The sequence below is a fragment of the Chromobacterium sp. LK1 genome (assembly GCF_001043555.1).
In the GTDB taxonomy this organism is placed as follows: domain Bacteria; phylum Pseudomonadota; class Gammaproteobacteria; order Burkholderiales; family Chromobacteriaceae; genus Chromobacterium; species Chromobacterium aquaticum.
In genome coordinates, this window is sequence record NZ_LDUI01000018.1 from 142,857 (window position 1) to 162,965 (window position 20,109).

At 64.4% G+C, this 20,109-nt stretch carries 21 protein-coding genes; 13 read left to right on the forward strand and 8 right to left on the reverse strand.

Annotated elements, in window-relative coordinates; genetic code table 11:
- Positions 1-22: 22 nt before the first annotated feature.
- Genes VI26_RS09235 through cobA form a run of 3 tightly spaced genes read right to left on the reverse strand, consistent with a single transcriptional unit; the run spans position 23 to position 1,622 of the window.
- Positions 23-304, reverse strand: a complete 282-nt coding sequence (locus tag VI26_RS09235) for a DUF2249 domain-containing protein (RefSeq protein WP_082150978.1) — start codon at positions 302-304, stop codon at positions 23-25.
- Complete coding sequence (locus VI26_RS09240) at positions 301-729, reverse strand: hemerythrin domain-containing protein (protein WP_048409437.1); 429 nt, start codon at positions 727-729, stop codon at positions 301-303. The genes VI26_RS09235 and VI26_RS09240 overlap by 4 nt, the downstream gene beginning before the upstream one ends.
- Positions 726-1,622 carry a uroporphyrinogen-III C-methyltransferase gene (gene cobA / locus VI26_RS09245; RefSeq protein WP_082150979.1) on the reverse strand — a complete coding sequence of 299 codons (897 nt, stop codon included), beginning with the start codon at positions 1,620-1,622 and terminating at the stop codon, positions 726-728. The genes VI26_RS09240 and cobA overlap by 4 nt, the downstream gene beginning before the upstream one ends.
- Positions 1,623-1,712: 90 nt before the next feature.
- Here cobA and VI26_RS09250 point away from each other — a divergent pair, with 90 nt between their 5' ends.
- The 6 genes from VI26_RS09250 (at position 1,713) to VI26_RS09275 (ending at position 7,351) form a co-directional block, all read left to right on the forward strand.
- The gene (locus VI26_RS09250; protein WP_269473792.1) at positions 1,713-2,204 is read left to right on the forward strand and encodes a cytochrome c; all 492 of its coding nucleotides are present in this window, start codon (positions 1,713-1,715) and stop codon (positions 2,202-2,204) included.
- Between the two features lie 33 nt (positions 2,205-2,237).
- Entirely contained in the window at positions 2,238-3,665 is a 1,428-nt protein-coding gene (locus VI26_RS09255) for a cbb3-type cytochrome c oxidase subunit I (RefSeq protein ID WP_048409438.1), read from the forward strand.
- A gap of 37 nt (positions 3,666-3,702) precedes the next feature.
- Positions 3,703-4,278 (forward strand): cytochrome c oxidase subunit 3, encoded by a 576-nt coding sequence (locus VI26_RS09260; RefSeq protein ID WP_048409439.1) that lies wholly within the window; start codon positions 3,703-3,705, stop codon positions 4,276-4,278.
- 332 nt (positions 4,279-4,610) lie between these two features.
- Complete coding sequence (gene rquA, locus VI26_RS09265) at positions 4,611-5,318, forward strand: rhodoquinone biosynthesis methyltransferase RquA (RefSeq protein ID WP_048409440.1); 708 nt, start codon at positions 4,611-4,613, stop codon at positions 5,316-5,318.
- 159 nt (positions 5,319-5,477) lie between these two features.
- Entirely contained in the window at positions 5,478-6,011 is a 534-nt protein-coding gene (locus tag VI26_RS24985) for a hypothetical protein (RefSeq protein WP_048409441.1), read from the forward strand.
- A gap of 212 nt (positions 6,012-6,223) precedes the next feature.
- A complete protein-coding gene (locus VI26_RS09275; RefSeq protein WP_048409442.1) occupies positions 6,224-7,351 on the forward strand; it encodes an alanine--glyoxylate aminotransferase family protein in 1,128 nt (375 codons plus the stop codon).
- A gap of 103 nt (positions 7,352-7,454) precedes the next feature.
- Here VI26_RS09275 and VI26_RS09280 read toward each other — a convergent pair whose 3' ends face one another.
- Entirely contained in the window at positions 7,455-8,237 is a 783-nt protein-coding gene (locus VI26_RS09280; RefSeq protein WP_048409443.1) for a ferredoxin--NADP reductase, read from the reverse strand.
- 45 nt (positions 8,238-8,282) lie between these two features.
- On the opposite strand from VI26_RS09280, the gene VI26_RS24485 reads away from it, so the two are divergent.
- Complete coding sequence (locus VI26_RS24485; RefSeq protein ID WP_156183819.1) at positions 8,283-8,453, forward strand: hypothetical protein; 171 nt, start codon at positions 8,283-8,285, stop codon at positions 8,451-8,453.
- Between the two features lie 174 nt (positions 8,454-8,627).
- A complete protein-coding gene (locus VI26_RS24490) occupies positions 8,628-8,804 on the forward strand; it encodes a hypothetical protein (RefSeq protein WP_156183820.1) in 177 nt (58 codons plus the stop codon).
- 150 nt (positions 8,805-8,954) lie between these two features.
- Here VI26_RS24490 and VI26_RS09285 read toward each other — a convergent pair whose 3' ends face one another.
- Together VI26_RS09285 and VI26_RS09290 are read right to left on the reverse strand one after the other, a co-directional pair.
- Entirely contained in the window at positions 8,955-9,995 is a 1,041-nt protein-coding gene (locus tag VI26_RS09285; RefSeq protein ID WP_048409444.1) for a glycosyltransferase family 1 protein, read from the reverse strand.
- A complete protein-coding gene (locus tag VI26_RS09290; RefSeq protein ID WP_048409445.1) occupies positions 9,983-10,813 on the reverse strand; it encodes a UDP-2,3-diacylglucosamine diphosphatase in 831 nt (276 codons plus the stop codon). The genes VI26_RS09285 and VI26_RS09290 overlap by 13 nt, the downstream gene beginning before the upstream one ends.
- Before the next feature lie 226 nt (positions 10,814-11,039).
- On the opposite strand from VI26_RS09290, the gene VI26_RS09295 reads away from it, so the two are divergent.
- On the forward strand, positions 11,040-11,702 hold the full coding sequence (locus tag VI26_RS09295) for a response regulator (protein ID WP_048409446.1): 663 nt from the start codon (positions 11,040-11,042) through the stop codon (positions 11,700-11,702).
- Positions 11,699-13,051: a quorum sensing histidine kinase QseC gene (qseC, locus tag VI26_RS09300; RefSeq protein WP_048409447.1), complete on the forward strand. Its 1,353-nt coding sequence runs from the start codon at positions 11,699-11,701 to the stop codon at positions 13,049-13,051. The genes VI26_RS09295 and qseC overlap by 4 nt, the downstream gene beginning before the upstream one ends.
- 273 nt (positions 13,052-13,324) lie before the next feature.
- On the opposite strand, the gene VI26_RS09305 is transcribed toward qseC, so the two are convergent.
- Together VI26_RS09305 and VI26_RS09310 are read right to left on the reverse strand one after the other, a co-directional pair.
- Complete coding sequence (locus VI26_RS09305) at positions 13,325-13,726, reverse strand: hypothetical protein (protein WP_048409448.1); 402 nt, start codon at positions 13,724-13,726, stop codon at positions 13,325-13,327.
- A gap of 270 nt (positions 13,727-13,996) precedes the next feature.
- Positions 13,997-15,973: a TonB-dependent copper receptor gene (locus tag VI26_RS09310; protein WP_048409449.1), complete on the reverse strand. Its 1,977-nt coding sequence runs from the start codon at positions 15,971-15,973 to the stop codon at positions 13,997-13,999.
- 120 nt (positions 15,974-16,093) lie between these two features.
- Here VI26_RS09310 and VI26_RS09315 point away from each other — a divergent pair, with 120 nt between their 5' ends.
- The 3 genes from VI26_RS09315 (at position 16,094) to VI26_RS09325 (ending at position 19,729) form a co-directional block, all read left to right on the forward strand.
- Complete coding sequence (locus tag VI26_RS09315) at positions 16,094-17,371, forward strand: ATP-binding protein (RefSeq protein WP_048409673.1); 1,278 nt, start codon at positions 16,094-16,096, stop codon at positions 17,369-17,371.
- Positions 17,371-17,895: a response regulator transcription factor gene (locus VI26_RS09320; RefSeq protein WP_048409450.1), complete on the forward strand. Its 525-nt coding sequence runs from the start codon at positions 17,371-17,373 to the stop codon at positions 17,893-17,895. Before VI26_RS09315 ends, VI26_RS09320 begins: the two co-directional genes overlap by 1 nt.
- 205 nt (positions 17,896-18,100) lie before the next feature.
- Entirely contained in the window at positions 18,101-19,729 is a 1,629-nt protein-coding gene (locus tag VI26_RS09325; protein ID WP_082150980.1) for a 3-(methylthio)propionyl-CoA ligase, read from the forward strand.
- The last annotated feature ends 380 nt before the right edge of the window (positions 19,730-20,109 follow it).

Genomic DNA, 20,109 nt, shown 5'->3' on the forward strand with positions numbered 1-20,109 from the left:
GTTAAAAACGCTTTCAGAATGCTCATGTACCACCTGTACATTCCGCTTCTTCAACCGTTTTCGCCTTGTTTCGCTCTTGCTCGCGAGACTTTGAACCGGCACTAAGAATCAGCACGACGCCGCCGTCTCCCGACAGTTCAAAGCGATAAAGCAGGCCGGCTTTTTCCAGCATGGGCAGCAGCGGAGTGGGATGGTGGGGTAGCACCCAGGCGAGGCTGTCGCCGGGCCGCATCTGTTCGGCGGCGTCCAGGATGATCTCCATAGGTTCGGGCGGCGCCAGGTGGCGCAGGTCTTGCGGGGTCATGGCTGCGCGCCCTCCGCAATCAACTCCGCCATTTCCGGCAGCGCTTGCGCGCACATGGGGTAGAGCACGTTTTCTTCCTTCATATTGTGTTGCTGCATCAGGATGAGCAGGGTGTCGTTCAGGCCCAGGAAAGCTTGCAGATGCTGCGCGGCCAGCGCCTCGTCCATGTCCTCCAGCAAATCCCGCATGTCCTGATGCTCCATGCGCATGATGCGGGTCGGCCCCATGCTGCTGCCGCTGGCGGCTTCGAAAGCCGGGAACAGCGCGTCTTCTTCAACGGCGAAATGCGCTTCCATCTCCCGGCGGAAAGCCTGGAAATGGCTCAGGGCCAAGGCCCAGTCCTGCGCGCGGGCCGCGGTTTCGCAATCGGCGAAGCGCGCGTCGCAGGCGCGGTGTTGCTCAACAAGGGTGTCGATGGCGCTCATGGCGTGTACTCGTGGGATGGAGCGCGCAGTATGGCCGCGGCGGCGGGGGCGGCAGAATGACCGGGATCAAGGAATCCCAAACCATGGCCCAGCGCCGCGCGCAGCGCCGCCAGCTCCTGATGCAGACGCACCACGCCGCCTATGATCAACAGCGCCGGCGCGCGCAGCCGGTATTGCTCCGCCAGCCGGCCCAGCTCGGACAAGCGGCCGCAGACGCAGCGCTCGCCCGGCATGCAGGCTTGTTCGACGATGGCCACCGGCGTGTCCGGCGCGCGGCCGTGGCTCAGCAACTGCTCGGCGATATGGGCGGCCTCGCCCAAGCCCATATAGACCACCACGGTTTCGTCCGGCCCGCTGTCCGCGGTCCAGGCCAGCGCCGACGCGCCTTCGCGGCGGTGGCCGGTGACGAAGCGGCAGCCCTGGGCGTAGTCGCGGTGGGTCAGAGGCAGCGCCAGGCTGGCCGCCGCGCCCAGCGCGGCGCTGACGCCCGGCACCGCCTCGCAGCGGATGCCGGCGGCCAGCAGCGCGCGCATCTCCTCGCCGCCGCGGCCGAACATGAAGGGATCGCCACCCTTCAGCCGCGCCACGCGCAGGCCCTGGCGCGCCAGCGCGATCATCAACTGGTTGATTTCGGCCTGCGGCAAGGTGTGGCGGCTGGCGCGCTTGCCGACGCAGACGCGCCGGGCCGAGGGTGGTGCCAATCGCAGGATCTCGGCGTCTATCAGGTGGTCGTACAGCACCGCGTCGGCCTGGGCCAGGCGCTGCGCGGCGCGCACGGTGAGCAGATCGGCGCAGCCGGGGCCGGCGCCCAAGAGCGCGACGCTGCCGGGCGGAAAGGGCGGGGCGGCGGCGCTCAGTCCGGCGCGGGGAAGAAGGGTGACGGGGCGGATCATGGCGGCCTCCTTGCGGTTGGCGATGACGGATGGCGCCAGTGTAGGAAGGCGGACGGCCGGAAATCGTTGATTCGAATCAATGCTCCCGGGATGCCCGAATCCGTACAGTTCGGCCCGAGTACCGCGCCGGCGGTGCAAGCATTCGAGGAGGACATGATGAGCGCGAGCTTCACCAAATCGACCGCCCGCAATATTTTTTACGGCGGCTCGGTTTTCTTTTTTCTGTTGTTCCTGGGGCTGACCCTGGACACCACCCTGGCCCTGCCCAGCCATAACGCCAAGGCCCAGCTCACCGAGCAGGCGGTGCGCGGCAAGAAGATCTGGGAGACGCGCAGTTGCGGCGGCTGCCACACCTTGCTGGGCGAGGGCGCTTACTTTGGGCCCGAGCTGGGCAACGTCTACGTGCGCCGCGGCCCGGAATTCATCAAGGGCTGGATGCAGGCGATGCCGACCAACGCGCCGGGCCGCCGCCAGATGCCGCAGTTCCATCTGAACCCGGCCGAGCTGGACGACCTGGTGGCCTTCCTGAAGTACGCGTCGCAGATCAACACCAATAACTGGCCGCCCAATATCGAGGGCTGATCCCGTCCCATCCCTTTATCTTTGGAGAACACAATGAGCAACGCTACCGTGGCCACGCCGCCGCGCGGCGCGACCGCAGCCGTCGCGCAGGTGCGCTACCGCTCGCAGGCCGTGGCCAAACCCTATTTCATCGCCGCCATCGGCCTGTTCATCGGCCAGATCGTGTTTGGCCTGATCATCGGCCTGCAATACGTGATCGGCGATTTCCTGTTTCCCGCCGTGCCCTTCGGCACCGCCCGCATGGTGCACACCAACCTGCTGATCGTCTGGCTGCTGTTCGGCTTCATGGGCGCCGGCTACTACCTGATCCCGGAGGAGAGCGAGCGCGAACTGCACAGCCCGCGGCTGGCCATCATCACCTTCTGGGTGTTCCTGGTGGCCGGCGCGCTGACCATACTCGGCTACCTGGGCCTGCCTTACCATGAACTGGCCCGGCTCACCGGCAACGATCTGCTGCCCACCATGGGCCGCGGCTATCTGGAGCAGCCGCTGATCACCAAGGTGGGCATCGTGCTGGTGGCGCTGTCCTTCCTCTACAATCTGTCCATGACCCTGCTGGCTGGCCGCAAGACCAGCATCAGCATCGTGATGATGCTGGGCCTGTGGGGCCTGGCCGTGTTCTTCCTGTTCTCCTTCGTCAATCCCAACAACCTGGTGCTGGACAAGTACTACTGGTGGTGGGTGGTGCACCTATGGGTGGAAGGCGTGTGGGAACTGATCATGGGCGCGATGCTGGCCTTCGTGCTGGTGAAAGTGACCGGGGTGGACCGCGAGGTGATCGAAAAATGGCTGTACCTGATCATCGCCATGACGCTGATCACCGGCATCATCGGCACCGGCCACCATTATTTCTGGATAGGCGTGCCGGCCTACTGGCAGCTGTGGGGCTCCATCTTCTCCGCGCTGGAACCGGTGCCCTTCTTCATGATGACCCTGTTCGCCTTCAATATGGTCAAACGCCGCCGCCGCGAACACCCCAACCAGGCCGCCACGCTGTGGGCGCTGGGTACCGGGGTGATGTCCTTCCTCGGCGCCGGGGTGTGGGGCTTCATCGGCACGCTGTCGGTGGTCAACTACTACACCCATGGCACCCAGGTGACCGCCTCCCACGGCCACATGGCCTTCTACGGCGCTTACGTGATGGTGGTGCTGACCATGATCTCCTACACCATGCCGCTGCTGCGCGGACGCGAGGCCAATTGCGCGCAGGCGCAGAAGGTGGAAAAAACCGCGTTCTGGGTGATGACCCTGTCCATCGTGGCCATCACCTTGTGCCTGACCGCCGCCGGCGCGGTCCAGGTATGGTTGCAGCGCATGTCCGCCACGCCGCTGTCCTTCATGGAGACGCAGGAACGGATCATGCCCATCTATTGGGGACGTTGGGTGTTCGGTATCAGCTTCTTCTGCGGGCTGGTGTTGTATGTGATCAGCTTCTTCGTCACTGGCAAGCGCGAGGATTGACGGTGGCTGGAGCGGCGGCAGGGAGAGGGCTGTCCATATGGAACTGAGCGCGCCGCAGCAGCGCCGCGTGCCGGGCGATCTGGCGATGTGGTGTTTCATTCTGGCTGAGCTGGCGGTGTTCGGCGTGTTCTTCCTGGTCTATGCCTGGGCGCGTCGGCAACAGCCGGCGTTGTTCACTGCAGGGCAGGGCGGGCTGGAGCTGGGCCTGCCCACGCTCAACACTCTGTTGCTGCTGGCCGGCAGCGCCGCCATGCTGGCCGCGCTCAGCGCTTTTTCCGCCGGCAGGCAGCGCGCCGGACGGCGCTGGCTGGCGCTGACCCTGCTGGCTGGCGGCGGCTTTCTCGCGTTGAAAGGCTATGAGCTGGTAGGCAAGGCGGTGCAGGGCATCACCTTGTCCAGCAATGAGTTCTGGATGTTCTACCTGTCGTTGACGGTGTTTCATTTCCTGCACGTGGTGCTGGGCATGGTGATCGTGGCGGCGGTATGGTGGCTGGCCCGCGACGGCCGTTACCAGCCGGGGGCGATGGACGAGGTGGAAACCGCCGCCGCCTACTGGCATATGGTGGATCTGGTGTGGCTGCTGTTGTTCGCCCTGGTGTATGTGGCGCGTTAGAGCCTGTTCAAAGTCTCGCGAGAAAGGGCGAGACAAGGCGAAAACGAGCGAAAAAGCGGAATGTACTCGTGGTACATGAGCATTTTGAGCTTGTTTTCAACGCCGTATCGCCGCAGCGCAGCAGACTTTGAACAGGTTCTTAGAACTTGTTCCTGCGGGCTCGCAAGAGCGTGAGCCGGCCGCTGGGCGAACTGGCTAGCCTGCCCCCAGAAATGGCCAGGACGAAAGGCGGGCTGCCGCCGGCCTATCCGCCAGCTTCTTGGCTTGCCTCAAAAAATCCGCCGGCCGGTTTTGCTAGTCTGGAAACTCTCCTGTTTGCAGATGGCTGTGCGATGACTCAAAACCACCCCAAACTGCCGGTCGACCCGTATTACGAGGGCGTGCCGGAATACATGACCCAGGTATACGACTGGGCTTACGTCAACCCGCGCAAGGCCGGCTGGCTGGATCGCAATCTGGTGGTACGCGTCTTGTTGTTCTTCAACGATCAAAGGCTGATGCGCGCCTATCTGGAGCAGATCCGTCCCGGCGACAAAGTGTGGCAGGTAGCCCATGTCTATGGCGACCTGGTGCAGCGCGCGGCGGATCGGGTGGGCGAGGACGGGCGTTTCGTGCTTACCGACATTACCCCGGTGCAGATCGAGCACGCCGAGCGCAAGCTGCGCGACCGGCCGCAGGCCGCGGTGGTGCGCGCCAATGCCGGCGATTACCGGCTGGAAGCGGACGACTTCAATTTGATCTGCAGCTTCTTCCTGCTGCACGAGGTGCCGGATCATCTGAAGCGCGCCATCATTGACAATATGCTGGCGCAAGTGCCGGCCGGCGGCCGCGCGGTGTTCGTCGATTACCACAGGCCCAAGCCATGGCAGCCGATAGGCTGGCTGCTCAAATGGGTGAACCGCGTGCTGGAACCGTTCGCCGAGGCGCTGTGGACGCACGAGATCCGCGATTACGCGCAAGCGGCCGACGATTTCGACTGGCACAAGCGCACCTTGTTCGGCGGGGTGTACCAGGTGACGACCGCGCAGAGGAAGCGTTGAGAACATGCCGTACTTGACGTTACACGGGCTTACAAGCGACTAACAGACCCGGGCAGGGGGCAGGACTAGGATACGTCTCAAGGAAGCGCCAAACCCGGCGCGATGTGATCGGTGAACGGGAGCTCGAGGCTCCCAAGACTGAAACTGGAGAGATGCATCATGAACAAACTGACTCTGCTTGCCCTGACCGCCGCTTTCGGCCTGAGCTCCGCCGCTGGTTTCGCCGCCGAAACCGCCAAGCCGGTTGCTTCCGCCCCGGTCGCCAAAATGGCACCGGCCGCCAAGAAAGCTGAAAAGCACCCGGCCAAGATTCACCACGCCAAGAAAGGCGAAAAGGTAGCCGCTTCCGCTCCGGCGCAAAAAGCCCAGGCCGCCAAGGCTGAAGCGTCCGCTCCGGCCAAGGCCAAGCACGCCGCCAAGAAGCCGCACGCCAAGCATGCGAAGAAGGCCGCTTCCGCCGCCGCCCAGAAAGCCCAGGCCGCCAAGTCCGAAGCTTCCGCTCCGGCCAAGAAGCACGCCGCTAAAAAGCCGCACGCCAAGCAGGCCAAGAAAGTAGCCTCCGCTCCGGCGCAGAAAGCCCAGGCCGCCAAGGCCGAGGCCTCCGCTCCGGCCAAGAAAGTGGAAAAGAAAGCCGCTTCGCACAAGAAGCACGCCGGCAAGGCCAAGAAGGCCGCTGCATCGGCTGCCAAATAAACCGGACCTCGCGTCTGGCTCGCTAAAAAAAACAGGCCCCTCAGGGAGGCCAGGATTCAAAGGAGGCTTCGGCCTCCTTTTCTTTTGGCCGGCCGCCGGGCGGACAGGCGCGCGCGGCGGCGGGATGCTGTTACACTCAGACGCTCGATGCCGACCGCATGCCCCGGCATCGTCATCGCTTGATCCGTTCATTTCGCGCTTAAGGAGCCGCCATGCTAGTCGCCCCGCAAGTTTCCGCTTTCCATCCGCCGCGCCGCATCCTGATGGGGCCGGGCCCATCTGATGTCTACCCGGAAGTGCTGGCCGCCCAGGCTCGCCCCACCATTGGCCATCTGGACCCCTTGTTCGTTGGCATGATGGACGAGGTGAAAAGCCTGCTGCAATACGCGTTCCAGACCTCAAACACGATGACGGTGGCGCTGTCGGCTCCGGGTTCGGCCGGCATGGAAGCCTGCTTCGTCAATTTGGTGGAGCCGGGCGAGAAGGTCATCGTTTGCCGCAACGGCGTGTTCGGCGAGCGCATGCGTCAGAACGTGGTGCGCCTGGGCGCGGTGCCGGTGCTGGTGGACAGCCTCTGGGGACAGCCGGTGGACCCGGACGCGGTGGAGAGCGCCTTGAAAGCCAATCCGGACGCACGCTTCCTGGCCTTCGTTCATGCCGAGACTTCCACCGGCGCGCTGTCCGACGCCAAGACGCTGTGCGCGCTGGCCAAACGCCACGGCTGCCTCAGCATCGTCGACGCGGTGACCTCGCTGGGCGGGGTGGAGCTGCGGGTGGACGAATGGGGCGTGGACGCGGTGTATTCCGGCAGCCAGAAATGCTTGTCCTGCGTGCCCGGTCTGTCGCCGCTGTCGTTTTCGCCGGCGGCGGTGGAAAAATTGCAGGCACGGCAAAGCGCGGTGCCCAGCTGGTTTCTGGATCAGACCCTGGTCATGGCCTATTGGGGCGGCGGCAAGCGCAGCTATCACCACACCGCGCCGGTGAACGCCTTGTACGCGTTGCATGAGTCGCTGCGCCAGTTGGCCGGCGAGGGGCTGGAAGCCGCCTGGCAGCGCCACCGCGACATGCATCTGCTCTTGCGCGACGGCCTGGAGAAGCTGGGCCTGAAGTTCGTGGTCGACGCCGCCGCGCGCTTGCCGCAGCTGAACGCGGTGTATATTCCCGAGGGCATAGACGACGCGGCCACGCGCAATCGTCTGTTGCAGGAGTACAACCTGGAAATAGGCGGCGGCCTGGGGGATCTGGCCGGCAAGGCCTGGCGCATCGGCCTAATGGGCTACGGCGCGCGCCGCGAGAACGTGGCCTTGTGCCTGAAGGCACTGGAAAGCGTGCTGAAGTAAGCACGCTTTCCCTGTCCGGTGGGCGCGGGATAACGCGCGTCGCCGGAACATGAAAAACGCCATCCGTGAAGGATGGCGTTTTTGCTGCGAGCCAGGCTCGGGCTTATTTTTCGACGAAGGCGCGTTCGATCGCGTAGTCGGCCGGCTCGCCCATGCGCGGCGACTCCTTGAAGCCCATGCCGTTCAGGATTTCGCACAGATCGTGCAGCATGGACGGGCTGCCGCAGATCAGCGCGCGGTCGTGTTCCGGGTTCAGCTGCGGCAGGCCGATATCGGCGCACAGCTTGCCGTTGGTGATCAGGTCGGTCAGCCGGCCCTGATTGCGGAACGGTTCGCGGGTGACCGTCGGATAATAGATCAGCTTTTCACGCACCATTTCACCGAAGAATTCGTTTTCCGGCAGTTCCTTGGTGATGTAGTCGTGGTAGCCCAGTTCGCTGACCCAGCGCACGCCGTGGGTCAGGATCACTTTGTCGTAGCGCTCGTACACGTCCGGGTCCTTGATGATGGACATGAACGGGGCCAGGCCGGTGCCGGTGGACAGCAGATAGAGGTTTTTGCCGGGCAGCAGATTGTCCTGCACCAGCGTGCCGGTGGGCTTCTTGCTGATCATCACGGTGTCGCCCACCTTCAGGTGCTGCAGGCGGGAGGTCAGCGGACCATCCTGTACCTTGATGCTGTAGAACTCCATGTGTTCTTCGTAGTTGGAACTGACGATGGAGTAGGCGCGCATCAGCGGCTTGCCGTTGACTTCCAGGCCTATCATCACGAACTGGCCGTTGATGAAGCGCAGGCCGGCGTCGCGGGTGCAGGTGAAGCTGAACAGGGTGTCGTTCCAGTGATGGACGGACAGGACCTTTTCGGAGGTCAGGTTGGGAGAGGACATAAGGTTTGCTGCTCGCTAAATTTATGAAGTAGAAGCTCGAAAAGTATGGGGCCGATTTTAACCGGTTTGTCGCATCGCCGCTTGTTCTTGCTGGGCAAGCGCGGCGAGGTCGACGTTAAATTCAATTGGAACAGCATGTTAACCGACATTGTCGCCGCCGCCGAACGATTGTTTTCTGATGTGTTTATCGCTGTGCGTTATTTGCCGGCGATGTAACGAAAGAGGGCGTCACCATGGCGGGACGCCCTCTCAGACAACATCATAGAGAAATACTGTGCGCTTTACCCTTGCCGGCCTTAACTACCACAACCTAGCCGCAAGACCGTTACCAAAGAACGGGCTGTCAAAGACAGCGCAACGACGATGCCGTATCGTGGCGGAGCCGTCATCATGACTGACCACCGCGCTTGTGTCCTTGATGGACATCACAGAAAGACCAACCGCTTCTTTCTTATTGGCAAATCGACAAACGGTAATTTCAAGTTTGCTAACTCTGAATTTGGCGGACCGGCCGGGCCGGGACTGCTGCTGCTCCGTCTTGGAGGCTGGCTTGGCGTTGCGGACTGAGCCGATTTGGCTGGCCGTGTTTATTGGCCGATGCTCAACGCGTGGATCACTGGATGGCCGCCGGCATTCTGCCATGAAAGCATTCGGAACCCTCCCTGTCGTGTTGACCATTTCACTATACGACTCGGCCACGGCCAATGCAAGCCGGCCTCAGCCGGCCTTTGGGTCCGGCAGCGGCGCGCCCAGCGCGAGCCGGGCAGGACGCAAGTGCTGCTCGAACTGGCGGCTGGCGGCCTGCCAGGAATAGCGCTCGGCGATGGCGCGAACATGGCCGCGGTCCAGTTCCAGCGCCTTCAGGCAGGCGGTGCGCAGGTCGGCGTCCAGCACGCCGGCTCCGCTGTCGCCGACCACGTCCAGCGGCCCGGCCACCGGGTAGGCGGCCACCGGCGTGCCGCAGGCCATCGCCTCCAGCAGCACCAGGCCGAAGGTATCGGTCAGGCTGGGAAACACGAAAACGTCGGCGGCGCGGTAGAAGCGCGCCAGCTCCTGTTGCGGGAAGATGCCGGCGAAGTGGACGTCTTGATACTGCTGTTTCAGCCGCGTCAGCTGCGGGCCGTCGCCCACCACCCATTTGCTGCCCGGCAGCTCCAGCTTGAGAAAGGCTTCGATGTTCTTTTCCACCGCCACCCGGCCTATGTAGACGAAGCGCGGCGGTGCGGTGCCGTCCAGCCGTTCGCGAGGGCCGGGGCTGAACAGCGCGGTGTCCACGCCGCGGCTCCACAGCTTGACGTTCTGGAAGCCGCGGGCGCTCAAATCGTCGGCGATGGACTGGGTGGGCACCATCACGCAATGGGCGGCGTTGTGGAAGCGGCGCATCCAGGCGTAGCTGAGCGCCAGCGGCAGCCGGCAGCGGGCGTGCACGTATTCCGGAAAGCGAGTGTGATAGGCGGTGGAAAAGGCCAGGTCGTGACGCAGGCAATAGCGGCGCGCGGCCAGACCCAATGGGCCCTCTGTCGCGATGTGGATGGCGTCCGGCGCGAAGGCGGCGATGCGGTCGGCCACTTTGCGGTAGGGAAACAGCGACAGACGGATGTCGGGGTAGGTGGGGCAAGGCAGGGTGTGGAAGGCCTGCGGCGTGATCATTTCCACCTGGTGTCCGAAGCCGCTCAGCTCGCGCGCGGTTTCGGTCAGCGAGCGAACCACGCCGTTGACCTGGGGCAGCCAGGCGTCGGTGACAATCAGGATGCGCATGTCGTCTCCTTGTGGTCGGCTTGCGCCGTTTGGGCTTGCAAGGTGGCGGCCGGCTGTCCCATTTGGGTCCAGTACAGCACTTCCAGCCGTCCGTCCGGATGCTCCACCAGCGCGGACAGGCTTTCCACCCAGTCGCCGCTATTGCCGTAGAGAATGCCGTCGATGTCGCGGACCTCGGCCTTGTGGATATGGCCGCAGACCACGCCGTCGAAGCCGCGCCGGCGCGCTTCGCCGGCGAGAATGGTTTCGAAATTGCTGATGAAGTTGACCGCGTTTTTGACCTTGTGCTTCAGGTATTGCGACAGCGACCAATAAGGCAGGCCCAGCTTCAGCCGCGCCCAATTGAATCCGCGGTTCAGCTCCAGGATCAGGGTGTAGAGGCTGTCGCCGACATAGGCCAGCCATTTGGCGTACTGGATCACGCCGTCGAATTCGTCGCCGTGCAGCACCAGCAGCCGCTTGCCGTCGGCGGTGCGGTGTTCCGCTTCCTGGCGGATGGCGATGCCGCCGAAGTCCAGGCCGGCGTATTGGCGCGCCGCCTCGTCGTGATTGCCGGGAACGTAGATCACCTTGGTGCCCTTGCGCGCCTTGCGCAGCACTTTCTGCACCACATCGTTGTGGCTTTGCTTCCAGTACCAGGATTTCTTCAACTGCCAGCCGTCGACGATGTCGCCGACCAGGTACAGGTATTCGGATTCGTGGCAGCGCAGGAAGTCCAGCAGATGGTCGGCGCGGCAGCCGGAGGTGCCGAGGTGGACGTCGGAAATCCAGATGGCGCGCAGTTGTCTGGCGCTGTCGGGGGCGGGGTCTGGCTGCATGGCGGCTCCGTCGTCCTGAGAACTGCAGGCGATGCTGCCTGCGGCAAGTGACAGCCGCGTGAGATTTCGGTGACGGCGCGATGAAATTTCTTCCGTGTCTAGGGTTTAAGATTGTCTTAAGAGGCGCGTGTTGCAATCGGGTCCAAGGAGGGCGCGGTTGTTCCGGCGGCGAGAGCGCGCTAGGCTTCGGCAAGAGAATGAACGCCCGGCGACGGAGAGGCAGAAAATGCGGGTTTTGGTGGTGGAGGACGATGCCCAGATCGGCGACGGGCTGAAAATGGGCCTGGAGCAGCTGGGCTTTGTCGCGGACTGGTTTCGCGACGGCAAGCAGGGGCTGGCGGCGCTGAGCGCCGCGCCCTACGACGCGGTGGTGCTGGACCTGGGGCTGCCGGGCATGGACGGCATGGACATCCTGTCGGCGTGGCGGCGCGGCGGCCAGGATGTGCCGGTGCTGGTGTTGACCGCGCGCGACGCGCTGGCTGACCGCGTCGGCGGCTTGGACGCCGGCGCTGACGACTACCTGGTCAAGCCTTTCGCGCTGGCCGAGGTGGCTGCGCGGCTGCGCGCGCTGCATAGGCGCCGCCATGGCCAGAGCCATCCGGAATTGCGGCATGGCCGTCTTTGTCTGGATCCGGTGGCGCGCGCGGCGACGCTGGACGGCGCGCCGCTGGAGTTGACCGCGCGCGAACTGGCGCTGCTCGAGCTGCTGCTCAGCCACAAGGGGCGGGTGCTGCCGCGTGAGCTGATCGAGGACAAGCTTTACGGCTGGGGCCAGGAGTTGGAGAGCAATGCGGTGGAAGTGCATGTGCATCATTTGCGCAAGAAACTGGGCAGCGCCTTCATCCGCACCCTGCGCGGCGTGGGTTACACCTTGGGAGAGCCAGCATGAGAAGGCCGCGCAGCCTGCAGGCGCGCTTGCTGCTGCTGTTGTTGCTGATCGTGCCGCTTATCTGGCTGGTGGCGTCGGCCACCGCCGCCTGGCTGGCGCACGAGGAGGTGGACGAACTGTTCGATACCCAGATGGGGCAGTTCGCCCGCCAACTGCTGTTAGTGGAGGTCAGCGAGAACTCCCTGGTCGATCTGCCCAAGCTCAAGCACCTGCTCAAGCACGCCGACAAGGGGCAGATGGACAATGACGATTTCGGCCTGGCGGTGTGGGACCGCCACGGCAATCTGCTACTCAGCGACGGCCGTGGCCGCCGTTTCGATTATGAACCGGAACGGCGCGGCTTCCACGATTATCGCGGCAAGGACAGCGATCACAACTGGCGGCTGATTTATCTGGCCGCGCCGGATGGTTCGCGGCTGGTGGCGGTAGGGCAGAAGCAGGGCCTGCGCCACGATATGGTACTGAAAGTGGTGTCCGCCCAGCTGCTGCCATGGCTGATCGGCTTGCCGGTGATGCTGTTGCTGATCCTGATGGCGGTGCGTCGCGAGCTGGGACCGCTGAAGCGCCTGGCCGCCGGCATCGCCCGGCGCGCGCCGGACGATAGCGAGCCGGTGCCGCGCGAGGTGCCGCAGGAGGTGTTGCCACTGGTGGACGCGCTCAATGCGCTGTTCGCCCGTATCGCCGCCACGCTGGAGCACGAGCGGCGCTTCACCGCCGACGCCGCCCACGAGCTGCGCACGCCGCTGGCGGCGCTGAGGGTGCAGGCCGAGGTGCTGGAGCTGCTGCCGGATGAAGCCAAGCGCCGGCATGCGCTGCGACAGTTGATGCTGGGCATAGATCGCGCCACGCGCTTGGTGGAGCAGTTGCTGGCATTGTCGCGCCTGGATCCCTTGAGCCAGCCGCGGCAAGGCGAGCCCATCGCCTGGGCGGCGCTGGTGGAGCGTCTGCTGGCGGAACTGGCGGCGGAGGCGGCGGGCAAGAAGGTGAGCCTGGAGACGGAGTGGCGATGTGCGCCGGAGCGGGTCTTGCCCTTGAGCGGCGATGAAACCCTGGTGACGCTGATGTTGCGCAATCTATTGGAAAACGCGGTTCGCTACGGCGCGACAGGCGGCACGGCGCGGCTGGTGTTGGACGAGGACAGCGTGACGGTGCAGGACCGCGGTCCGGGCGTGGCGCCGGAGTGGCTGGAGCGGATACGCGAGCGCTTCTTCCGGCCGCCGGGCCAGGATGTGGCCGGCAGCGGCCTGGGCCTGTCCATTGTCGAGCGGGTGGCGGAGCTGCATGGTTTGCGGCTCAGCCTGGCCAACCGCGATGGCGGCGGGCTGGAGGCCGGATTGAGACGGCGCTGAGAAACTGTTCCAAGTCCGCTGCGCTTCGTGAGGCGTGGCACGGGGAGTGCGCCCTCGAAATGCTCGTGTACCACGCGTACATTCCGCTCTCCCAGTCGTTTTCGCCTTGTCTCGCTCTTGCTCGCGAGACTTTGAACAGACGCTGGCACTGCGGCAATTCGCCGCATGGGAGCGGCGGGGGATTCCGGCTATGCTGGTGGTGCTGGCCCTGACGCAGCCAGCTCTCTAAACAATTGGTTGCAGCCCGCCGGTTTCGGCGGGCTTTCTTTTTGTCTAGCTCGGGCGTTTAGGCGCGCCGAAGCGCATCAGCCAGAACAGCGCGTTGCAGACGCCGCCGGCCATGGCGCCGAGGTAGAGGTTCATGATGTCGTTGTAGAGCAGCGGTTCGGCCAGCCGGGCGTAGACAAAGGTGATCACGCTGCCGCTGAAGGCGCCGGGCAGGAAGGCGACCAGGGCCAGCAGCCAGCGCGGCCAGCTTTGCTGCCAGCCGGCGATGGGCCGGGCCAGCAGCATGCGCAGCAGGCAGAGCAGCAGCCCGAAACCCAGCGCCGGGATCGCGCCCATCAAATAAGCCATCATCGGCATCACGCCGCTGGCCAGCAGCGCCACCAGCGGACCGAGCAGGATGAACAGGGTCAGGCCGCAGGCGAGTATTTTCAGATAGGGCGTTTTCATCCGGCGGGAGCGGGCGGTGGCAAAAGGCCTCCAGCCTAGCAGACTGGGGGCCTGGCGGCGAGAGGGCGCGGGCTCAGAACCTGTTTACGCTCTGCTGCGCTGCGGCGATACGGCGTTGAAAACACCTTCAAAATGCTCATGTACCGCTGGTACATTCCGCTTTCTCAACCGCAACGCCTTGGCTCGCTCTTGCTCGCGAGATCGTAAACATGTTCTCAGAGCCGGCTCAATGCCGTATTGCGCGACGCGCGGCAGGCATTGAGCAGGTTCTCAGAACTGCAGCTGCACGCGGCTCCACACGGTGCGGCCCGGCTCGTTGACCTGGTCCACTCGCTCGTAGCCGGCCACCATCGCGCCGCCCTTGCTGACGCTTTCGGCATAGGCCTTGTTGAACAGGTTGTCGACGCCGAACAAGAGCTTGGCGTGCTTGTTCAAGCGCACGCCGCCGTCCAGCGACACCACGCCGAAGCCCGGCGTCACGCCGATATCGGTGCCAACGATATTGCCCTGGCCCGGCGCCACGCGATCCTGGCGCTGCACGCCGCGCACGGTGAGGCCGGCCGCGTACTTGCCGTTGTCCCATTTCAGCGCCGCCTTGGCATCCAGCGGCGGGGTCTGGCCCAGCGGGCGGTGTTCATCGAGGTTGGCGGCCCAGACCCAGGCCAGGCTGCCGGACAGCGTCCATTCCGGCGCGAAGCGCCAGCTGAGATCGCCTTCGAAACCGTAGCGGCGCGCGTCGATATTGCGGGCGCTGCCACCGACGAGGCCGGGCTTGCCCTCCACCAGGATGAAGTTCCGCACGCGGCTGGCGTAGGCGGACAGCGAGCCTTGCAGCTTGTCGCCGCGATAGAGCAGGCCGGCGTCCAACTGGCGGTTGATCTCGCTGTTCAGGCTGTCGCTCTTGTTGCGCTCCCAGAAGTCCGGCGCGCGTTCCGCCTGGCCAAAGCCAAGGTAGCGGGTCCAGTTGCCGGCGCTGTGTTCGTAACGCAGGAAGCCGGCGTTGAGTTGGTACTGGCTTTCCTGGCGTGCTTGGGCCGGCTTGCCCATGGCCGCGGCCTTGGGCTCGAACACCGCCTGGGTCTGGTCGCGGCGCAGGCCGGCGATCAGCTTGCCGCCATCGCCCAGCGGGTGGCTGGCCTCGGCGTAGACACCGTGGCTGTCGAAGCTTTGATTGGGGGTACGCGGCTGGTCCACGTAGGCGCCGGTGTTGGGACCTTTGCCCATGCGGCTGCGATGGCGGTCGCGCAGCCAGTCGAAGCCGGCGCTGACTTCCCAGTCGCCGAAGGCCATGTCGGCGCCCAGGCGACCGGTATCGGTGGCGCGGTCCGGATTCATCGCCGAGCGATCGGCCAGCGTGGTTTGCGGGCGCAATGAGTAGTTGTCCATCACATGGTCGACCTCGCTGTGGCCCAGCTGCAGGCGCAGCGCGTCCAGCCAGCCGCTGAGATTGCGGCGCTCGGCCTTGAAGCTCCAGGCGTCGCGGTCGAACTTGCTGCCGTCCATGCCGCGGTCGGCGTAGGCGGCCTGGCCGCGGCTGCGGTCCAGCGCCAGTTCCAGCGTGGTGTCCCGGTCCGGGGTCAGGCCGGCGATCAGGGTCTGGCTGTCGCGATCGAAGCTGGAGTGGATCTTGCGGCCATTGCCGTCCTTGTAATCGCCGCCGTGGTTGTGGCTGGCGATGGCGCGCACATAGCCCAGGCTGGAGCCGAAGGCGGCGTCGGCATAGGCGTCGTTGCGGTCGGCGTTGCCGCCGGTCAGGCTGCCGTTGAAACGCACGCCGGCCTCGTCGAAGCGCTTGGTCTTGCGCTCAAAGTTGACGCCGCCGCTGATCAGGCCGGGGCCGAGCTTGACGCTTTGCGGGCCCTTGACCACGTTCACCTCGTCGTAAGCGTCCGGATAGAGATAGGCGGTGGGCGGGTCCATGCGGCCGCCGCAGCCGCCGAACACGAAGTTGCCGTCGGCGAGGATGGCCAGGCGCGAGCCGCCCAGGCCGCGCAGCAGCGGATCGCCGGAGGCGCCACCCTTGCGGATCACATTGAAGCCGGGCAGGCCCTTGAGCAGGCCGGCGCCGTCTGCGGATGGCAGCGGCTGGCGCGGTGCGCGCGGGTCCACCGACATTTTCAGCGGCTGTTCCGCCTTGGTGGCGGTGACCAGAACCTCCTCGCCGCGGAATTCCGGCAATTGCTGGGCAAAGGCTTGGCTGACGGCGAGCACCAGCGGAATCGGCAGCAAATAGTGTTTTTTAGGCATTTTTTAGAAACTAACGTTAACAAATTTGAGAGTGACAATTCTAAATTGCATGATGTGGCGGCCCAATGCGGCAAAGTGTCGCAGCGCCGTGCGTTGCCGCATGGTGATAAAGTGTCGGCCATGATTGCCGGACTCCCTGTTTCCTCCCCCCGCCTGGGCCTGACCGCGGACATCGCGCGCTCGGCGCGGCTGATAGGCTGGCTGCGCTGGCTGATGCTGTTGCTGGGTTCCAGCGTGGCTTTGGCCTGTTGGTGGCAGCATGTCTATCTGCCCTGGCCGTTGTTGATCCAGGCGCTGCTGACGCTGGCCGCGGTCAACGTCTGCCTGCCGTGGTGGCTGCGTCGCGGCGGCGACCCCTTGCTGGCCTTGCGTTTGGGCTTGTCCGCCGATGTGCTGGTGCTAACCGAGCTGCTGGCCTTCACCGGCGGCGCCGCCAATCCGTTGGCCTCGCTGTTTTTGCCGCCGGTGCTGTTCGCCGCGCTGCTGTCGCCGGGCCTGTTCGCCTGGGCGTTGGCGCTGGCCAGCGTCGTGGCCTACGGCCTGCTGTTCGAATGGCATTTGTCCTGGCCGGTGGACCACGTCAACGCGCTGCACATCTTCTCCATGCACCTGACCGGCATGTGGCTGAGCTTCGCCTTGTCGGCGTTGCTTATCGCCGGCTTCGTGTCCTGGCTGGCGCAGCAGCTGGCCTTGCGCGAGGCGGCGCTGGCGGCGGCGCGTGAAACCCAGCTGCGCGACGAACAACTGCTGGCGGTGGGCATGCAAGCGGCCGGCGCCGCCCATTCCCTGTCCACGCCGCTGAATACCATGACCTTGCTGGTGGACGAGTTGTTGGCCACGCGGCAGCCGGACGCCGAGCTGATGGCGGATCTGCGACTGATGAAGGCGCAGCTGGCCAATTGCGGCAATGCCTTGGCGCGCTTGAAGCTGGGCTCTGAGTCGACGCCGGGCGAGAGCGCATTGTTCGCCGCGCTGACCGAGCGCCTGGCCGGCTGGCGTTCCTTGCGGCCGGACGTGAGGCTGGACTGGCGGGCGCCGCAGGGGCCGGACCCGCTGGTGGCGCTGGACCCGGCGTTCTGGCCGGCCTTCTTCAATCTGATCAATAACGCGGCCGAAGCCGGCGGCGGAGAGTTGACGGTGGCGGCGCGGCTGGAAGAGGGCGTGCTGCTGCTGGACATCAGCAATAGCCAGGGCTGCCTGACCGAGGAACAGCTGGAACGCGCCGGCCTGACGCCGCTGCCGTCCAGCAAGCCGGTGGGCATGGGGCTGGGCGTGATGCTGAGCCACGCGACGCTGGCGCGGCTGGGCGGTTCGCTGCGGCTGTTGAACCGGCCGGAAGGCGGCGTGCACGCGCAAGTGCGGCTGCCGCTGCTGGTGGACGACAAGGACGGAGCCTGATGCTGGATTTTCTATTGGTGGACGACGACGAGGCCTTCGTCGCCATTCTGGCGCGCTCCTTGAGCCGGCGCGGCTACCAGGTGAGCGCGGCGCAGACCGCGGCGCAGGCGCTGGAGCTGGCCGGCGACACGCCGGCGCGCATCGTGCTGGACCTGAACCTGGACGGGGATAGCGGCCTGCGCCTGTTGCCGGCGCTGCACGCCGCCTGCCCGCGCAGCGCCATTTTGATTTTGACCGGCTACGCCAGCATCGCCACCGCGGTGGAGGCCACCAAGCTGGGCGCGGTGCAATACCTGGCCAAGCCGGCGACGGTGGACGAGATCCTGGCCGCTTTCGAGCAGCAGCAGGCCAATCCGGAGCTGCCGCTGACGCCGCAGCCTATGTCGCTGCGGCGCGTGACCTGGGAGCATCTGCAACGGGTGCTCAGTGAGAACGACGGCAATATCTCCGCCACCGCGCGCGCCTTGAACATGCACAGACGCACTTTGCAACGGATGCTGGCCAAGAAACCGGTAAAGAGTTAGTCGCGGTTGTTGTATTGCTACAGCATTTTAATTGCGGTTATGACTGGCCGAATCAGGATTGTGGCGAGCTTTGTTTTTTAATTACCTAATAATGATAAGGGTATAAATTTGGCTTGGCCGCGCCATCAGAAAAATTGATTGGAGCCTTGACTCTAGCCTGCCGTATGGTGAATTCCCAAAACCATGCCAATAGAGGGGTGACACCATGCTTCACGGACAGATGATGGACCGGCCGCTGTTGATTTCCGATCTGCTGCGCCACGCGGAAACCTATCATGGCGATACCGCCATCGTGTCGCGCACGGTGGAAGGCCCGATCCATCGCTACACCTACCGTGAAGCGGCCAAGCGCGCGCGGCAGCTGGCCAATGCGCTGGCGGCGCTGGGCGTGCGCCAGGGCGATTGCGTCGGCACCCTGGCGTGGAACGGCTATCGCCATTACGAGAGCTATTTCGCGGTGTCTGGCTATGGCGCGGTGTGCCATACGGTGAATCCGCGCTTGTTCGCCGAGCAGATCGCCTGGATCGTCAACCACGCGGAAGACCGCGTGCTGATGTTCGATCTGAGCTTCCTGCCGCTGGTGGAGCAGATCGCCCCGCAACTGGGCACGGTGGAAAACTTCGTATTGATGACGGACAAGGCGCATATGCCGGCGCAAACGCCGCTGTCCAATCTGCTGTGTTACGAAGACCTGGTCAACAGCCACAGCGATCAATATCAATGGCCGCTGCTGGATGAAAACGCCGCCTCCAGCCTGTGCTACACCTCCGGCACCACCGGCAATCCCAAGGGCGTGCTGTTCTCGCATCGTTCCACCGTGCTGCACGCCTACGGCAGCGCCTTGCCGGACAGCTTCGACATCTCGGCGCGCGCCTGCGTGATGCCGGTGGTGCCGATGTTCCATGTCAACGCCTGGGGCCTGCCCTATAGCTGCACCATGAACGGCAGCAAGCTGGTGCTGCCCGGACCCAAGCTGGACGGCGTCAATCTGTACGAGCTGATCGAGGCCGAGCAGGTGACGGTCACCGCCGGGGTGCCGACGGTGTGGATGATGCTGTTGCAGCATTGCCAGAAAAACCATCTGAAGCTGCGCTCGCTGAAGAGAGTGATCGCCGGCGGCTCGGCGGTGCCGGAAAGCATGATCGAGCAATTGGCCGAACACGGCGTGGAAATGCGCCAGTTGTGGGGCATGACCGAGCTGTCGCCCTGCGGCACCACCGGCACGCCCAAGCTCAAGCACGAGGGCTTGGACCAGGCCGGACTCAACGCCTTGCTCAGCAAACAGGGGCGGCCTATCTATGGCATCGAGCTGCGCATCGTCGACGATGTCGGCAAGCCGTTGCCGCATGACGGCGTCGCTTTCGGCAATCTGCAGGTGCGCGGCTTGTGGGTGCTGTCGCAATACTTCCGCCGCGAACTGGACGCCAGCCACAGCGCCGATGGCTGGTTCAATACCGGCGACGTGGTGACCATAGACGCCGACGGCTTCATGCGCATCACCGACCGCACCAAGGACGTGATCAAGTCCGGCGGCGAGTGGATCAGCTCCATCGAACTGGAAAACATCCTGGTCGGCCATCCTGCGGTGGCGGAGGCGGCCGCCATCGGCATTCCGCACCCCAAATGGGACGAACGGCCGCTGATGGTGGTGGTGCTCAAGCCCGGCGCCAGCGCCGCGGTGGAGGAGTTGCTGGGTTTTTACGAAGGCAAGATCGCCAAGTGGTGGACGCCGGACGATGTGGTCTTCGTCGACGAGCTGCCGCACACCGCCACCGGCAAATTGCAGAAAGTGCGGCTGCGCGAGCAGTTCCGCGATTATCGCTGGCGTTCCTGAGCCTGGCCGCGGAGAATGGGCTGGACTGAATAGAGTAATTACGCTACAGTGGCGGCTGCACTGAAAACCGCATGGTTTTGAGGTGTTAGCCCCTCGAAATGTCGGCCGGCGTGCCGGGCGACGTTTCTTCCTCGTGTTGGCCCCTGCCGTTGTCAAACCGCAGGGGGTTTTTTTTGCCCGCCGCGCGCGCCAGTCTTCCCGCCTTCCTGTGTTTGATCAAACAAAATCATAATCTGTCACAACGGTACCCATATTTGATATTTATAAGGGGTGACTTCCGTTAAACTGGCTGGATATAAATCAACAATAACAATTGGCTGCCAACGGTATCGGGGAGTGTCGCCGGAAACGCGCGACAGCGGAGCCATGGTTGTCAATCA

Coding starts and splice junctions, on each gene's coding strand:
- VI26_RS09235 (WP_082150978.1), bottom strand. CDS start 304: ATGACCCCGCAAGACCTGCGCCACCTGGCGCCGCCCGAACCTATGGAG.
- VI26_RS09240 (WP_048409437.1), bottom strand. CDS start 729: ATGAGCGCCATCGACACCCTTGTTGAGCAACACCGCGCCTGCGACGCG.
- cobA (WP_082150979.1), bottom strand. CDS start 1,622: ATGATCCGCCCCGTCACCCTTCTTCCCCGCGCCGGACTGAGCGCCGCC.
- VI26_RS09250 (WP_269473792.1), top strand. CDS start 1,713: ATGCCCGAATCCGTACAGTTCGGCCCGAGTACCGCGCCGGCGGTGCAA.
- VI26_RS09255 (WP_048409438.1), top strand. CDS start 2,238: ATGAGCAACGCTACCGTGGCCACGCCGCCGCGCGGCGCGACCGCAGCC.
- VI26_RS09260 (WP_048409439.1), top strand. CDS start 3,703: ATGGAACTGAGCGCGCCGCAGCAGCGCCGCGTGCCGGGCGATCTGGCG.
- rquA (WP_048409440.1), top strand. CDS start 4,611: ATGACTCAAAACCACCCCAAACTGCCGGTCGACCCGTATTACGAGGGC.
- VI26_RS24985 (WP_048409441.1), top strand. CDS start 5,478: ATGAACAAACTGACTCTGCTTGCCCTGACCGCCGCTTTCGGCCTGAGC.
- VI26_RS09275 (WP_048409442.1), top strand. CDS start 6,224: ATGCTAGTCGCCCCGCAAGTTTCCGCTTTCCATCCGCCGCGCCGCATC.
- VI26_RS09280 (WP_048409443.1), bottom strand. CDS start 8,237: ATGTCCTCTCCCAACCTGACCTCCGAAAAGGTCCTGTCCGTCCATCAC.
- VI26_RS24485 (WP_156183819.1), top strand. CDS start 8,283: ATGGGGCCGATTTTAACCGGTTTGTCGCATCGCCGCTTGTTCTTGCTG.
- VI26_RS24490 (WP_156183820.1), top strand. CDS start 8,628: ATGACTGACCACCGCGCTTGTGTCCTTGATGGACATCACAGAAAGACC.
- VI26_RS09285 (WP_048409444.1), bottom strand. CDS start 9,995: ATGCGCATCCTGATTGTCACCGACGCCTGGCTGCCCCAGGTCAACGGC.
- VI26_RS09290 (WP_048409445.1), bottom strand. CDS start 10,813: ATGCAGCCAGACCCCGCCCCCGACAGCGCCAGACAACTGCGCGCCATC.
- VI26_RS09295 (WP_048409446.1), top strand. CDS start 11,040: ATGCGGGTTTTGGTGGTGGAGGACGATGCCCAGATCGGCGACGGGCTG.
- qseC (WP_048409447.1), top strand. CDS start 11,699: ATGAGAAGGCCGCGCAGCCTGCAGGCGCGCTTGCTGCTGCTGTTGTTG.
- VI26_RS09305 (WP_048409448.1), bottom strand. CDS start 13,726: ATGAAAACGCCCTATCTGAAAATACTCGCCTGCGGCCTGACCCTGTTC.
- VI26_RS09310 (WP_048409449.1), bottom strand. CDS start 15,973: ATGCCTAAAAAACACTATTTGCTGCCGATTCCGCTGGTGCTCGCCGTC.
- VI26_RS09315 (WP_048409673.1), top strand. CDS start 16,094: ATGATTGCCGGACTCCCTGTTTCCTCCCCCCGCCTGGGCCTGACCGCG.
- VI26_RS09320 (WP_048409450.1), top strand. CDS start 17,371: ATGCTGGATTTTCTATTGGTGGACGACGACGAGGCCTTCGTCGCCATT.
- VI26_RS09325 (WP_082150980.1), top strand. CDS start 18,101: ATGCTTCACGGACAGATGATGGACCGGCCGCTGTTGATTTCCGATCTG.